Origin of the sequence: Actinomyces slackii, from assembly GCF_900637295.1 — a bacterium.
Lineage (GTDB): Bacteria > Actinomycetota > Actinomycetes > Actinomycetales > Actinomycetaceae > Actinomyces > Actinomyces slackii.
This window is the reverse complement of sequence record NZ_LR134363.1, coordinates 129,098-143,196: the sequence shown is the minus strand read 5'-3', so window position 1 is coordinate 143,196 and position 14,099 is coordinate 129,098. Positions and strand designations below refer to the sequence as shown.

12 protein-coding genes are annotated in these 14,099 nt (G+C 70.0%); 5 read left to right on the top strand and 7 right to left on the bottom strand.

The window, feature by feature from the left end; all coding sequences use genetic code 11:
• Positions 1 to 131: 131 nt before the first annotated feature.
• Entirely contained in the window at positions 132 to 746 is a 615-nt protein-coding gene (locus EL266_RS00595; RefSeq protein ID WP_026427889.1) for a hypothetical protein, read from the bottom strand.
• Between the two features lie 271 nt (positions 747 to 1,017).
• Between EL266_RS00595 and EL266_RS00590 the strand changes: the two genes are divergently transcribed.
• The 3 genes from EL266_RS00590 (at position 1,018) to EL266_RS00580 (ending at position 3,998) form a co-directional block, all read left to right on the top strand.
• A complete protein-coding gene (locus EL266_RS00590) occupies positions 1,018 to 1,947 on the top strand; it encodes a Bax inhibitor-1/YccA family protein (RefSeq protein ID WP_026427890.1) in 930 nt (309 codons plus the stop codon).
• A 236-nt stretch (positions 1,948 to 2,183) separates the two neighbouring features.
• Entirely contained in the window at positions 2,184 to 2,591 is a 408-nt protein-coding gene (locus tag EL266_RS00585; RefSeq protein WP_026427891.1) for an FKBP-type peptidyl-prolyl cis-trans isomerase, read from the top strand.
• A gap of 282 nt (positions 2,592 to 2,873) precedes the next feature.
• The gene (locus EL266_RS00580; protein WP_026427892.1) at positions 2,874 to 3,998 is read left to right on the top strand and encodes an ATP-binding protein; all 1,125 of its coding nucleotides are present in this window, start codon (positions 2,874 to 2,876) and stop codon (positions 3,996 to 3,998) included.
• A gap of 370 nt (positions 3,999 to 4,368) precedes the next feature.
• Here EL266_RS00580 and EL266_RS00575 read toward each other — a convergent pair whose 3' ends face one another.
• Genes EL266_RS00575 through EL266_RS00565 form a run of 3 tightly spaced genes read right to left on the bottom strand, consistent with a single transcriptional unit; the run spans position 4,369 to position 7,912 of the window.
• Positions 4,369 to 6,570, bottom strand: a complete 2,202-nt coding sequence (locus tag EL266_RS00575) for an FtsX-like permease family protein (protein WP_026427893.1) — start codon at positions 6,568 to 6,570, stop codon at positions 4,369 to 4,371.
• A complete protein-coding gene (locus EL266_RS00570; RefSeq protein WP_084501093.1) occupies positions 6,567 to 7,379 on the bottom strand; it encodes an ABC transporter ATP-binding protein in 813 nt (270 codons plus the stop codon). The genes EL266_RS00575 and EL266_RS00570 overlap by 4 nt, the downstream gene beginning before the upstream one ends.
• Positions 7,376 to 7,912 (bottom strand): PadR family transcriptional regulator, encoded by a 537-nt coding sequence (locus tag EL266_RS00565; RefSeq protein WP_026427894.1) that lies wholly within the window; start codon positions 7,910 to 7,912, stop codon positions 7,376 to 7,378. Before EL266_RS00565 ends, EL266_RS00570 begins: the two co-directional genes overlap by 4 nt.
• 222 nt (positions 7,913 to 8,134) lie before the next feature.
• Between EL266_RS00565 and EL266_RS00560 the strand changes: the two genes are divergently transcribed.
• Together EL266_RS00560 and ilvD are read left to right on the top strand one after the other, a co-directional pair.
• Positions 8,135 to 9,193, top strand: a complete 1,059-nt coding sequence (locus tag EL266_RS00560) for a S66 family peptidase (RefSeq protein ID WP_232012059.1) — start codon at positions 8,135 to 8,137, stop codon at positions 9,191 to 9,193.
• Between the two features lie 114 nt (positions 9,194 to 9,307).
• Positions 9,308 to 11,191, top strand: coding sequence for a dihydroxy-acid dehydratase (gene ilvD / locus EL266_RS00555; protein ID WP_026427896.1), 1,884 nt, complete (start codon positions 9,308 to 9,310; stop codon positions 11,189 to 11,191).
• 387 nt (positions 11,192 to 11,578) lie between these two features.
• Here the strand turns inward: ilvD and EL266_RS00550 are convergent, their stop codons facing one another.
• The 3 genes from EL266_RS00550 to EL266_RS00540 form a co-directional block, all read right to left on the bottom strand.
• Positions 11,579 to 12,343, bottom strand: a complete 765-nt coding sequence (locus tag EL266_RS00550) for a formylglycine-generating enzyme family protein (protein WP_026427897.1) — start codon at positions 12,341 to 12,343, stop codon at positions 11,579 to 11,581.
• Between the two features lie 83 nt (positions 12,344 to 12,426).
• On the bottom strand, positions 12,427 to 13,677 hold the full coding sequence (locus tag EL266_RS00545) for a type II toxin-antitoxin system HipA family toxin (RefSeq protein ID WP_026427898.1): 1,251 nt from the start codon (positions 13,675 to 13,677) through the stop codon (positions 12,427 to 12,429).
• Positions 13,670 to 13,924, bottom strand: a complete 255-nt coding sequence (locus EL266_RS00540; RefSeq protein WP_197719256.1) for a helix-turn-helix domain-containing protein — start codon at positions 13,922 to 13,924, stop codon at positions 13,670 to 13,672. The genes EL266_RS00545 and EL266_RS00540 overlap by 8 nt, the downstream gene beginning before the upstream one ends.
• Positions 13,925 to 14,099 lie beyond the last annotated feature (175 nt).

Sequence of the window (14,099 nt, the reverse complement as noted above, 5' to 3'; positions counted from 1 at the left end):
GAGTAATCGGCCAGGGAGAGGAAAGCGCTTCCGGGAGCCTCCGGGACCGGTGGTGGAGAGTGGTCCTCCGAGGGGAGGAGGTTGCGGTGCGCTGCGCTCCTCGCGACGGCGCAGGTTCAGAGCCGCTGGGCTCAGGTGGTCTCGCTGCCTCCGCCCGAGCCCCCGCCTGAGCCCCCGTCCGAGCCTCCGCCCTTGAGCGTGCCGGTGAAATCGGTTTCGTCCTCCTTGATGGCGACGCAGTAGTAGTCGTGGTTGCCCGCCGCCCACGCCGTTGCCTGGGGGTACCAGTACTTGAAGGAGTAGCCATCGGTGCTGCCAGGAGCCATGTAACTGGTCATGGCGCTTTCGCAGGCCAGCTGGATCTCATCGGTCAGGCTGGTCTCGTCGTAGTCGGTCAATCCTGAGGTCCCGGTGTAGAACATCTCGCCGTAGTGCGAGACGCCGCAATCGACCCGCTCCATCGTGGCGCCGGAGTTCTCGCCGGGGTTGAGGATGCAGTCCCCGACGGACAGGCTGGTGATGGCGACGCTCTCAGGAGTGGAGTCCGGAGACGAGGTGGGGCTCGGGGTGGGGGAGTCCTCAGGCTCGGGGGAGGGGGACTCGGAGGGGCTCTCGGATGCGCTGTCGGATGCGCCCTTGGATGGCTCCACGCTGGTGATGGCGATTGGCGTGTAGGTCTGGCAGGCGGTGATCCCGAGCGCGAGAAGGGGTAGCGCGGGGATGAGGAACAGAGTGCGTGCGCGCATGGCCAGGAGTCTGCCCCAAGATGCGTGTGAGCGCCAGCAGCTCCGGTACCCGTGCACCCGGGGAGGCCTGGGGAGGCCTGGGGAGATGGGGCGAGGCCTGGCGAGGCCTGGGGAGATAGGGCGAGGCCTGGCGAGGCGGCGCGCGCGGGCTTTCTGCGATCCGGGGCTGCGGGCATAATGAGCCCAGTTCCGGTGTTGGGCCCGGTGAGGCCCGCGCATGCGCCGGGCCGCTGCGCGGACAGGTCCCGCAGCCCCGAACCAAGGAGACCATATGAGCAACCCCTACTTCAGCCGCAGCTCGGCCTTCCAACCGGGCGGCGGCGTGCGCGAAGCGGCACAGACAACCCCGAACGGCTACCCGACCATGCCCGGCTACCAGCCCGGCTACGGGCAGGCGCCCCAGCAGACCGGCTACGGGCAGATGCCCCAGCAGTACGGCGGCGTGAGCCCTGATCAGCTGGCCTCCATGGAGGCGCAGTACCGGGCGCCGTCGGCCACCAGCGCCGATATGCGCCGGATGACCTACGACGACGTCATCATCCGCACTGCGGGCCTGTTCGCCGTCATCGTGGCGGTCGGCGCGGTGTCCTGGAACCTCATCACCACCCCGGCCACTGTGGGCCTGGGCGTCATGGCGATGTTCGCCGGCCTGATCGGCGGCCTGGTCCTGGGGCTGGTCAACAGCTTCAAGTCCAAGCCCTCCCCGGCCCTCATCATCGCCTACGCGGTCTTCGAGGGCCTGCTGCTGGGAGCCTTCTCGGGCTACATGGAGTACAGCTACCCGGGCATCGTCATGCAGGCCGTGCTCGCCACCGGGGCGACCTTCGTCGCGATGCTGTGCGCCTACGCCTTCGGCGGCTTCCGGGTCCAGGGCCGCGCCCGTCGCGTGCTCTTCGTGGCGATCGGCGGCTACGCCCTGTTCAGCCTCATCAACCTGGGCCTCATGATGTTCGGCGTCACCAGCGGGCAGTGGGGTCTGCGCAGCATCGAGATCATGGGCATCCCGCTGGGCGTCATCCTGGGCCTGGTGGCGGTGGTCATGGCCGCCTTCATGCTGGCGGTGGACTTCGAGTACATCCAGAGCGGCGTGGAGAACCAGATCCCCCAGCGCTACGCCTGGGCCGCGGCCTTCGGGCTGGTGGTGACCATCGTGTGGATGTACCTGGAGTTCCTGCGGCTGCTGTCCTACTTCCGCGACTGAGAGGACTGAGGGGACTGAGGGGCTCGAGGAGGCCGACTCGTCCTGCTCCTGCCGCACTGCCAGGCCGGCTCGTTCTGAGCGGCGCCATCGCGCGCCCCAGACCGGGCCGGCCTGACGCATCCGGGAGGGCCGACTCTGCCGGGGGAGCGGCCGGCCGGCCCGGCGGCAGGGCCGGTTCGCCGCGAGCCGAGGCCCCGGTGCCCGGCGCGGCCCGCCCACTGGCCTAGGGTGGCGGCATGATCAACACGAACATGCCCACCGTCCAGGGCGACAAGGGCTCCAAGCCCGCTCTCACCTTCCCCGGCTCCCAGGCCCCCGAGGGCCTGCAGGTCCAGGTGCTGGAGGCCGGCGACGGACAGGTCGTCGAGGCCGGCGACAACATCGCCTGCCACTACCTGGGCCAGGTCTGGGACGGCCAGGTCTTCGACAACTCCTACGACCGCGGCCAGCCGCTGAGCTTCCAGGTGGGTGTGGGCATGGTCATCCGGGGCTGGGACGACGGCCTGGTGGGGCAGCGGGTGGGCTCGCGCGTCCTGCTGTCCATCCCCGCCGAGCTGGGGTACGGGGACCGCGGTGTCCCCCAGGCCGGCATCAAGGGTGGCGACACCCTCGTCTTCGTCACCGAGATCCTCGGCGTCATGTGAGGCCCGCCCTGCCCTGACCGCCCACCTCCCGACGGCGGCCGACCACCCGCGTGGCCGGCCGCCGTCGGCCTCGCGGGGCCCTCATCGCATCGGCCTCCCGCTTGGCGCGCGGTGTCGCGGTGGCGGGCCGGTATCGGGGTGAGGGCGGGAGGCGTGAGTCGCCCTTGGTTTGCTTGACTGGCATGTGCGCGTCGGACGGCTGGGGGACTGACAGGCGCGAAATGGCGCCGCAAAGTCGCTATGGTTTTGCTTGACTGAGAGCGTCGGAGCCAGGGGACAACCATGCGGGACTGGGACAAGGTTCTTGATCGACTGCTGTCCGAGGGACGGGAGTCGGAGGTTGTCGAGTTCAAGGAGAGCAACGCTGATCCGGTGATGATCGGCGAGCGGCTCTCCTCCTTGGCCAACAGCGCGGCACTTGTCGGCCAGCCGGCTGGCTACCTCGTGTGGGGAGTGCAGGACAAGGATCTGGTCGTCGTCGGCACGACAGTCGATCTCCGGTCGCTCAAGGGCAAGGGTAACGAGGATCTTCTCCCATGGTTGTCCCGTTCGCTCACCCTCGACGGTGAACTGCTTGTTGGAGAGATTGAGCGTGCAGGGCATCGACTGGTCGTCCTCGAGGTTCCTGCCGCTGTGGGGCGCCCAGTTCGGTTCAGGGGTGAGGCTTACATGAGGAGGCAGTCGTATTGCAAGGTTCTCGGTAGTGAGCCTGTGCTCGAAAGACATCTGTGGGAGCGGCTGACGACTCAGACCTTTGAGGACTGTGTGGTTGCGCAGGATCTGGAGCCCGGTGATCTCTTTGAGATTCTTGACGTCGACTCGTTCTTTCAGTTGATGCATGTTCCGCGTCCTGCAAGTCAGGACGCTGTGTTACAGGTACTTGTCGGTGCGGGGGTCATTCGATATTCGTTGAGCACCGGCTGGTCCGTGGCGGCTGGCGGTGCCCTGCTGTTCGCCAGGGATCTCCGTCGCTTCGTCGATGGGACACCGCAATCCCGCAACGAGTGGATGGCGCGAGTGATGAGGATGATCGGCGTGTGCGAGGAGCGTGGGAGTGGATGGGACAAGATCGTTGAGGCGGTGGAGGAGGCTGTGCTCCCAGCGCCGAGAGTAGTCCTGGACGGCCGCTCCACCCGGGTGGTTCTGCTCGGTCCCAGGCAGTTGTCTCTCATGGACACTGATGACCGTATCAACGCCATCTACTTCCACGCGTGTCTGCGCTACGTGAATCAGCGGCCGATGACCAATACGTCGGTGCGTGAGAGGTTCGGAATCACCGCAGGGAACCGAGCACAGGTCTCGCGTTTCATCAAGGAGGCGCTCGATAGTGGAGCCATCGCGATCGAGAACCCAGGAGCTGGGACCAAGGCGCGTAGGTACCTGCCGTCATGGGCGGCAGCCGGGTGAGTGACGACGGTGTGAAGCCTCAGGTGACGATGAGCGTTGCTTGACTGGACCTGGCTGTCCGGCTCTTCTCGCCTTCCGGGATCGGCGTTCTCGCGTGAGTATCCCGTGATCGACTTGCTTGACTGGGAAGTGAGCAACCGTGCTTTACGCGGCTCGTCCAGTGGTCCAGTGCTCGCAGGGGCCCTCATCGCATCGGCCTCCCGCTTGGCGCGCGGTGTCGCGGTGGCGGGGACGACGTTCTGCGTATCGGACGAGGGCTTGCGTCATCGAACTGGGGCTTGCACAGGGGTGATTGACGCGAACCCACGTCGTCGACGCAAAGTCACGTCCGCCAGGCTCGGCGATGAGCCCCGCCTGTCCGCGCACCCTCCTACTCGAAGCGCACCGTGGTCCCCTGCAGCATCCGCCGGGCGGCGCGGGTCGCCCCCAGGACACTGGCCGCCACCAGCACCAGGCTGATCGCCAGGACCACGTAGTACATCGGCTCGGGCCACTCGACGCTCCGGGCGGATAGGCCCGAGACGATGCCCCACCCGGTCAGCGCTCCCAGCCCGATCGACAGCGCGACCACCACGATCACCGGTGCCCAGGTCTCGTAGCCGATGATCGAGCGCACGGTGCGGGTGGGCATGCCGGTCAGCTTGAGCAGCACCAGCACGCGCTTGCGGCTCACCAGGGCCGCGATGGTGGACACCCCCATGCACACGGCGGAGATGCCCGTGGCAATGAGGATCCCGATGTACCCCATGGTGGCGAACTGGTTCTCCACCGCGCCCGCCTCCACCACGCTCCGGTCCAGGCGGGACATCGGAGCGCTGCTCAGATGCAGATCGGAGGTGAACAGGAGTGTGCGCGCTCGCTCGGCAGCCTCCTGGTTTCCCGGTGCGACATCGATGATGAAGGCCGGCAGGCCCTCGGGGGTGGGACCCGTCACGGCTGTGGGGCGGGCGGGCTCGCCCGTGAACACCCATAGGGCGTTGATCGACACGCTGCGGGCTCCCTTGGGCGCGGTGGGGGCGCCGAGGGCCTGGGCGTCATCCGCCTCCAGCACCAGGGAGCCGAAGTCTCCCGGCTTGAATGAGCCGTCGGGGCTGCGCGCGGGCTCCGTGAGGGTCGCCTGGACCACGCGCCTCACCCCGGGGATCGCACTGACACGCTGAGCGACCTCAGCGGCGACGGCCGGGTCGGGATTCGTGGGGAAGGCGGCGATCGCCGTCGGCGCCAAACGGCCACCACTGGATTCCACCGAGTGCGTCCCCGCGGCCGCCGTGATGGCCACGGCGAAGACCGTCACCGCGTACAGCGCCGCCACCAGCCCCGACACCGTGCGGAACACGGCCCTCGGGTGCTGGGTGATCCGCGCGAAGCCGATGACCTGGGCGGCGCTGCGGGCGCCGGCCTGCCCGAGGCGCCCCACCCACCAGGTCAGCACGCGCCCGGCCGCCAGCAGCCCCAGCATGGTCAGCACGAAGGAGCCCAGGATCGCCGGGGCTGCGAGGCGCGGCGCGTGGTCGCGCACCAGGCCCATCGTGGCCAGGCCCATCACCCCGATGGCCAGCGGGAGGAGACCCACCAGGCGCGGACGCGTCTCGTGGCGCTCGCGCGTCCCGCCCAGGGGGCCGACGTCGGCCCGCAGGGTCCGCCACCAGGCGACCAGGGTTGCGGCCGCCGTCGCCACCAGGACCGCGCCCGTGATGGTCAGGGGGCTCAGCAGCAGGTCGGCGGGGAAGAAGCGCGAACTGGCGATGGTGATCCGGGCGGCGGCCGGGATGCTCGCCAGGTAGAGAGCGACCCCGGCCACGGTGCCCAGGAGGGTGGTGGCCGCCGCCTCGATGGCGGCTGCGCCGGCGACCTGCCGGGGCGTGGCGCCGATGAGCCGCAGGGTCGCGAAGCGCTCCGCGCGCTGGGCGGCCCCCAGGTCGGTGACGACGGCGACCAGCACGAGCGCGGGGACGAGCAGAGCGATGGCGCCGATGATCATGGCGATCTGATAGGAGATGCTGGCGAAGGGCGTGCCGTTCAGCTCGGTGACGACCTGAGGGTCGACCATGCCGCCCGTGGCCGCCACGGTGGGCAGGTCGGCGCCCACGACCACCACGAGGGAGTCGGGGCCCTCGATGGCCTCCTCGGCGAGCGTCCCCACGCGCGTGCCGTAGCGCTCGCCCAACTGGTCGGCGGGCGTGGAGTCGATGCGCTCGGCCAGGGCGGGGGAGGCCAGGTACTCGCCCGGCGCCGGCACGGCGCTCGCGCCGGGGATGCGGGCGGTTGTGCCGCCGTCGGGCTGGGCGACGTGCATGACGGTGATCTGGGCGCCGTCGTGCACGTCCACGGATGAGGCCACGGCCAGTTGGTCGCCGGCCAGGACTGTCTCGGGGGTCAGCGCCTGGGACTGCTCCAGTTGCAGGGCCGCCCAGCTGGAGCGGGCGGTGCGCATGGGCAGGGCCTGGGAGGCGGCCAGCAGGATGAGGGCCAGGGCCACGCCGACGGCGATGCCCGCGACCATCCCCAGGGCGCGGCGCCGCGAGGCGCGGTCGGCGGCCAGGATCAGGCGGGTCAGGACGACGGAGGTCATCGCGGGCCTCCCGCTGTGGTCGCGGTGGTCGCTGTAGTCGCCGCAGCCGCGGTCGAGGCGGCGCCGCCCGGGCCCCCGATGGTCAGGCGCCCATCGCGGACCGTGACCTCGCGGTCGGCATAGGCGGCGGTGCGCGCGTCATGGGTGATGATGACCATGGAGGCGCCGCGAGCGCGCACGGATCCGACGAGCGCCTCCATCGCGCGCTCGGCGGCCAGGGAGTCCAGGGAGCCGGTGGGCTCGTCGGCGAAGAGGATGCGCGGGCCGGTGACCAGGGCTCGGGCGATGGCCACGCGCTGGGCCTGGCCGCCGGACATCTGGGTGGGGCGCTTGGCGGCGTGCTCGGCGAGGTCCAGCTCGGCCAGGGCGTCGCGAGCGGCGGCCAGGGCCTTGCGGCGCGGAGTGCCGGTCAGCAGCAGCGGCACGGTCACGTTGTCCAGGGCGGATAGGTCGGGCAGGAGTTGGCCGAACTGGAAGACGAAGCCGAATTCGTGCAGGCGCAGGCGCGAGCGGGCCGCCTCGTCCAGGTCGGTGACGGTGGTGCCGCCGTAGTCGACGCTGCCGGCGTCGGGGACGAGCACGCCGGCCAGGACGTGCAGGAGCGTGGACTTGCCCGAGCCCGACGGGCCGGTGATGGCCAGGACCTCCCCGGCGGTGATGTCCAGGTCGACGCCGCGCAGGGCCTTGGTCTGCCCGAAGGCCAGGTGCAGTCCGCGGGCGCTCATGATGGTGGTGCTGGCCGACGACGGTGCGCCGGCTTGGTCAGTGCCTGCGGCTCGGTCGGGCGAGGCGGTGCGCGCGGGGCTCATGAGTGGGCCTCCTCGCGCAGCGCGGTGCGCAGCTCGCCCAGGCGCGCCGCCGTGGTCTCCATCCAGCGAAGGTCGGCCTCGATGTGGAACAGGGCGTGGTCCGCCAGCAGGACGGTGCGCAGGTCGCCGCCGGTCTTGAGGCGGGTGAGCTCGCGCATGCGCTCCATGTGGCGGGCGCGCTGGGCGTCCAGGAGCCCGGCGGCGTCGTCGTCGAGCATGAGGGCGATGACGGTCTTGGCGAAGAGGTCGGCCTGGATGGAGGCGTCGGGGGGCTCGGGCGTGGCGAGCCAGTCGGCGACCTTGGCGCGGCCGGCGTCGGTGATCTCGTAGCGCTTGCGCTCGGGGCCGGAGCCGGGGGCCGAGTCGATCTGGGTGATGAGGCCGTCGCGGGCCAGGCGGGCGAGAGTGGCGTACACCTGGCCGAAGGCCAGGAGGCGGGTGGTGGAGAACCAGCGGTCCCAGGAGTGCTTGAGGTCGTATCCGTGGCTGGGACCAGCGCCGAGCAGGCCCAGCATGGTGAGTCGTGAGTCCATGCCAGCGACTATACGCTGAGTGTATTCTCTCGATGAATAGTCGTCTGAGTGGATCGCGGCTCCTCCGTGCGGCGTAGACGCTGCGGACCAGGCTCAACCGCGAGGGCCTCGGGCTCGAGCTCGCTCGCCCGGCCCACTGGCCTGCGCCGCACGGCAAGGCCGATGGTGATCCCTCGGCGTCACTCATCCGCGCTAATCTCACCTTGCCGGGGCGTGACTGGCGTGGTCCAATCCAGTATGGATCTGCGCCGCCCCGCCAAAGCCCGACCCGGTGACCGCATCGCCGTCCTCTCGCCCTCCTTGGCGGCTCCGGGCTTCGCCCCGGCGGTCCACGAGCAGGCCATGGCGCGACTGGTCGACCTGACCGGCCTGATCCCTGTTGAGTACCCGACGACGCGCCAGCTGGGCGCCTCGCCCGCCGAGCGCGCTCGCGACCTCAACGCCGCCTTCGCCGACCCCAGCGTCCGGGCCATCCTGGCCACAGTCGGCGGCGAGGACCAGATCACCGTCATCCGCCATCTCGAGGCGGAGGCCGTGTGCCGTGACCCCAAGCCCTTCCTCGGGTACTCCGACAACACGAACCTGCACCAGTGGCTCTGGGGCAACGGGGTCACGAGCTTCTACGGCGGCTCCTCCCAGGTGCACCTGGGGCCCGGCCCGCAGGTCGACCCCATCCACCTGGCCTCCCTGCGAGCGGCGCTCCTGAGCGGCGAGTCCCTGGAGATCACCGAGCCCGGGGAGTCGGAGGACTACGGTGTCGACTGGCTCGACCCGCGGGCGCTGAGCGAGAACGGGCAGCGCGAGGCCACTGAGCGCTGGACGTGGGCGGGACCGCGGCGCACAGTCACGGGCCCGACCTGGGGCGGCTGCCTGGAGGTCCTCCAGGCCATCCTCGCCGCGGGCCGCTTCCCGGCGGACCCCCGGGTCCTGGATGGCGCGGTCATGCTGTTGGAGACCTCCGAGGCCCTGCCATCGGCCAGTGAGGTCAGGATGATGCTGCGGGCCATGGGGGAGAGGGGGCTGCTGGCCGCTGTCGACGCCGTCCTCGTCGCCCGACCGCCGGCGTCCTCACTGGAGGATCGCCCGGACGCCCAGACCCGGGCCCGACGTCGGGCCGAGCAGAGGGAGGCGGTCATCGAGACGGTCGGCCTCTACAACCCGGAGGCGGTTGTCTGCGTGGGCGCTCCCTTCGGGCACACCCGCCCCCAGTGGATCCTGCCGCACGGCGGGACCATGACGGTCGACGGCGCCGCCCGGCGCATCGTGGCCAGTTACGCCTGAGGGATGCCGCCGGCGGGGCGGGCTCGCCGTCGACTGCACAGTGACCACCTGCGTCGAGATGACACGGCGACCGCTAATCTGGGGTGGTCCTACTGGTCCTCCTGAGGAGTCCTCATGCCCGTCTACCGCAGCGCCACCTCCACCTCCGGCCGCAATATGGCCGGCGCCCGCGCCCTGTGGCGGGCCACCGGCGTCAAGGACTCCGATTTCGGCAAGCCCATCATCGCGATTGCCAACTCCTTCACCCAGTTCGTCCCCGGGCATGTGGGCCTGCGCGACGTCGGGCGGATGGTGGCCCGTCAGATCGAGGCCGCCGGGGGACTGGCCAAGGAGTTCAACACTATCGCCGTCGACGACGGCATTGCCATGGGTCACGACGGCATGCTCTACTCCCTGCCCAGTCGCGACCTCATCGCCGACTCCGTGGAGTACATGGTCAGCGCCCACTGCGCCGACGCCCTGGTGTGCATCTCCAACTGCGACAAGATCACCCCCGGCATGCTCATGGCCGCCATGCGCCTGAACATCCCCGCCATCTTCATCTCCGGGGGCCCCATGGAGTCGGGCAAGATGGTGGCCGCCGACGGCACCACCCGCAAGCTCGACCTCATCGACGCCATGATGGACGCCGCCGACCCCACCGTCGATGACCGGACCATCTCCGACATCGAGCGCCTGGCCTGCCCCACCTGCGGGTCCTGCTCGGGCATGTTCACCGCCAACTCCATGAACTGCCTGACCGAGGCCATGGGACTGGCCCTTCCCATGAACGGCACCCTCCTGGCCACCCACTCCGATCGCGGCGAGCTCTTCGAGCGCTCGGGCCGCCAGATCGTGGAGATCACCAAGGCCTACTACGAGGGCGAGGACGAGACCGTCCTGCCCCGCTCCATCGCCACCAAGGCCGCCTTCGAGAACGCCATGTGCCTGGACATCGCCATGGGCGGGTCGACCAACACGGTCCTGCACCTGCTGGCCGCCGCCCAGGAGGCCAAGGTGGACTTCACCATGGCGGATATCGACCGCCTGTCGCGCAAGGTCCCCCACCTGGCCAAGGTCGCCCCCTCGACGAACCTCTACCACATCGAGGACGTCCACCGCGCCGGCGGCATCATGGGCATCCTGGGCGAGCTCGACCGCGGCGGACTGCTGGACACCTCCACCCGCACCGTCCTGCGCGGCACGCTCGAGGACGAGCTGGCCGCCTACGACCTGATGCGCCCCGGCGTCGACGGCGTGCCCGGCTCGGGTATGAGCCAGGAGGACCGCGTCCGCTATCTGGCGGCCCCGGCCGGGGTGCGCACCACCGAGATGTTCTCCCAGTCCTCGCGCTGGGAGGCCCACGATGTGGACCGCGTCTCCGGGTGCATCCGCGACATCGAGCACGCCTACTCGGCCGATGGGGGACTGGCCGTGCTCTTCGGCAATATCGCAACCAAGGGCTGCATCGTCAAGACCGCGGGCGTGGACGCCTCGATCCTCACCTTCTCCGGGCCGGCGGTGGTCTTCGAGTCCCAGGACGACGCCGTCCAGGGGATCCTCGGCAAGCAGGTCAAGGCCGGCGACGTCGTCGTCATCAGTCATGAGGGCCCGCGCGGAGGGCCGGGCATGCAGGAGATGCTCTACCCGACCACCTACATCAAGTCCATGCACCTGGGCAAGGAGTGCGCGCTGCTCACCGACGGCCGCTTCTCCGGGGGCACCTCGGGGCTGAGCATTGGTCACGTCTCGCCGGAGGCCGCCGCCGGCGGGCTCATCGGCCTGGTGCGCAGCGGGGACATCATTGACATCGACATCCCGGCCCGCTCCATCTCGGTGCGCCTGTCCGACGACGAGATCGCCTCGCGCCGGGCCGAGGAGGAGGCCCGTGGGGATGCGGCCTGGACCCCGCATGTCGAGCGCCCGCGAAAGGTCTCGGCGGCGCTGCGCGCCTACGCCATGCTCGCCACGAGCGCGGACCTCGGCGCGGTGCGGGACCTGGGCAAGCTCGGCATGTGAGGCGGGGGCGGGGAGGCGCGCGCCTGTCGCAGCGCAGGCCCCGCTGCTCCTCACGTGGACACTCCAGCCGCGTGTGGGGCATAATGGCGGGGACCCACCCGGCTGCTACCGGATGGGTCCCCGAGGCCGATGGGTCATGTGAACCATCGACCGAGGGCATCCACAAGGACACCAACGGCCCGGATCAGGCGAGCGATTGCATTAAGAACGTCGCTCACCTGCCGGGCCGTTTCCTTATCCTCGCGGACTTTGGCGTGCCGGCCTTTCGGTCGGGTCACGGCCCTCACCTCCTCCCTGGCTCCCTCCTTCCCCGGCAAGGACACTTAGGTGTTCCGGGAAGAGGAGCCGGAGAAGGCGGCACCATCGTAGGCGGCCGCGCTGACGTGATTAGGTGATCTCGCGAAGCGGTGTCCAACCGAAGGGGATGGGACCAGTGATACTCGCCCGCGAGACGTCTCGCTGGTGGGACCACCCCTGGACCTCGTCGTCACCTGAGGGCTCCACGGCGCCCCGGGCGACGCGGAACCCGACGTCGTCCAACCGGGCCGTGGGCATGCTCCCGCGTCGCACGGAAGCGCGGCAGCTCCACGCCTTGTCCGCCCACCCACCGCCACGAAGGGACCGGTAGTCCGCATACCGCGCCGGATCGGCGTAGTCCCAGCACCACTCCCACACGTTCCCCAACATGTCGTACAGGCCGAAGGCGTTGGGTCGCTTGGTCGCCACGGGCGCGGGGCCGTCGAGTCCGTCCTGCTCCGTCCATGCGATGTCCCTGAGCTCGCCGTACCGAGGGCCCGTCGTCCCCGCGCGGCAGGCCCACTCCCACTCAGCCTCCGTGGGAAGCCGGTACCCATCGGCTCCCACGTCCCAGGACGCGGTCGCGCCGTCGAGCCGGTAGGCGGGGTCGAGGCCCTGGGCAATGGATGCGGTGTTGCACCAGCGGACCGCGTCGATCCACGACACCGCGCACAGTGGGGCAAAGCCCGAGTCGCCGGCGGCATGACCGATCTGGATCTGGGAGAACTGGGCCACTGTGACAGGCGTTGTCGCAAGGCTGAAGGGCTCCACCGCCACGGTCCGCGTCGAGGATGTTCGGGCGTCGCGCATCACGAACTCGCCGCCGTGGATTCGCGCCATCTCGAGCAGAGTCACCCATCGACCCTACCAGCGGCGCCATTGCGGTCCGCAGGCCATGCGAAGCCTGCGCCCGCGGCTGGTCGTCCTGGGTCGCGGGCTCAGTCCTGGACGCTTCCGACCTCCTGGCCTGCCAGGAGACGGTCGCAGAATGCGGTGATGATGTGAGGCAGGCGGGGGTCCGCCGGTGGCGGGGCGTCGTGTGCGCGGGCGTAGTCCCGGATCTCCTCAACGGTCCCGGTGACAAGGCCTTGCGCGTCGTTGGCGCCCAGGCCCCAGGATCTCGCCTCTGCGACCAGGTGCTCGCATGTGAGTGCTGCGTGGCGGTACTCGCCGGCCACGGCCAGCGCCATCTCTCCGTCGCCCGCCCGGTGCGCCATGGGCACGACGTCGTAAGCCGGGGCAAGTCGCGGCTGGCTACCTGGGGGGTGGAGTATCGAGAGGTTCTTGGTGTGCATGTCCAGGTTCCCCACCGCGACCGACAACGTCACCATGCGAGTCAGCCATCTCAGCGACTCCTCGGCGTCAGGCAGGCGCGCCACCAGTGCCTGTGCGACCCGAGTGCAGGAGACGCGCCCGCCGATGCGCTGATACTTCTGGTCGCCCACAACCCCCAGCACCTGGCTGAGATCCTCCTGGTGGACGCGCCCAGGCGGGGTGTCCTGCGTGCGGTCGTAGCGCTCGATGACCAGGGTGGTGACGTCCTCGAAGGACTCGATCCATGTTCGGTGCTCGGCCAGCCCCAGGTGCTGGGCGATCAAGGAGCCGTAGGCCTCGTCCCCGATCAGTGTGGGCAGCAATGAGGAGTGCGGCTTGAGCAGGTGGGTCGACGGATAGCCGTCCAAGGCCCGGTGCCAGTTCCCGTCCTGGAGCGTCAGGACGATCTTGTCCTGGACGCCGCCCAAGGATGTTCTGCCGTGCGCGTCGGCATTGCCCAGCGGGGAGTCCTGGACGGTGCGCAGCAGGTCGGCCACGCCGTGCACGGACAGCGGTTCAAGGCGGGGCGTGCGAGGCTCGCCGGGGGCCTCGGGGTCCCAGATCTGCAGTGCGCCGGCGAGGTCCCTCCCATAGCGCCGCAGGAGGCCAACGGTGTCGTGAACGGGAAGGTCCGCCTCTGCGGCCAGACGACTGAGCATGCGTCCTTCTGGCAGGAGCCCGGCGAACCACGCCTGGCGCCGCTCCCGCTCCGAACGACGGGGCGCCAATGTCAGAGGGATGGCCACGGACAGCGCCGTCGACTCCAGGCCGAATCGCTCGATGCCCTCGCGCGCCGGGTGGAAGTCGAAGGTGCGCCACTCGCCCCGGAGCGTGCCGATCAGGGCTCCGTCCAGCTCAACGCGCAGGTCACTCATCGAAGAGCCTGTCATCGATGGTGAGGGTGGCGGTCAGGCGCATGTCGGTGGCGCGCATGAAGGCGAAGAGCCGGTCGGTGTACAGGGACGGCTTGCCGGTCTCCATCTCCCACACGTAGCGCTGGGAGATGCCCAGGTGCTCGGCGAGCTCGCGCTGGCTCATCCCGGTGGACATGCGGGCCTGGCACAGCAGGCGCCCCAGGGCCTGCGGCGACGTCACCTCGCCGCGCACCTCCATCTGCGCCATAGTTCACCTCCTGCTCTCGACGATCATAACATCGTCACGTCCGGCGTTGAGCATAAGGTAGTCGAATGGTCGGCCTGTGCAGGCCTGGACGCGGTGCTGGACCTGGGCAGGCCCGGCATGTGAGGCGCCGCGCGCCCTGCGGGCCGGGCGCGCGGCGGAGTGCGGGCCGGGCGCG

Bases quoted from the DNA above. Each gene is read 5' to 3' on its own strand.
- EL266_RS00595 (WP_026427889.1), bottom strand. From the start codon at position 746: ATGCGCGCACGCACTCTGTTCCTCATCCCCGCGCTACCCCTTCTCGCG.
- EL266_RS00590 (WP_026427890.1), top strand. From the start codon at position 1,018: ATGAGCAACCCCTACTTCAGCCGCAGCTCGGCCTTCCAACCGGGCGGC.
- EL266_RS00585 (WP_026427891.1), top strand. From the start codon at position 2,184: ATGATCAACACGAACATGCCCACCGTCCAGGGCGACAAGGGCTCCAAG.
- EL266_RS00580 (WP_026427892.1), top strand. From the start codon at position 2,874: ATGCGGGACTGGGACAAGGTTCTTGATCGACTGCTGTCCGAGGGACGG.
- EL266_RS00575 (WP_026427893.1), bottom strand. From the start codon at position 6,570: ATGACCTCCGTCGTCCTGACCCGCCTGATCCTGGCCGCCGACCGCGCC.
- EL266_RS00570 (WP_084501093.1), bottom strand. From the start codon at position 7,379: ATGAGCCCCGCGCGCACCGCCTCGCCCGACCGAGCCGCAGGCACTGAC.
- EL266_RS00565 (WP_026427894.1), bottom strand. From the start codon at position 7,912: ATGGACTCACGACTCACCATGCTGGGCCTGCTCGGCGCTGGTCCCAGC.
- ilvD (WP_026427896.1), top strand. From the start codon at position 9,308: ATGCCCGTCTACCGCAGCGCCACCTCCACCTCCGGCCGCAATATGGCC.
- EL266_RS00545 (WP_026427898.1), bottom strand. From the start codon at position 13,677: ATGAGTGACCTGCGCGTTGAGCTGGACGGAGCCCTGATCGGCACGCTC.
- EL266_RS00540 (WP_197719256.1), bottom strand. From the start codon at position 13,924: ATGGCGCAGATGGAGGTGCGCGGCGAGGTGACGTCGCCGCAGGCCCTG.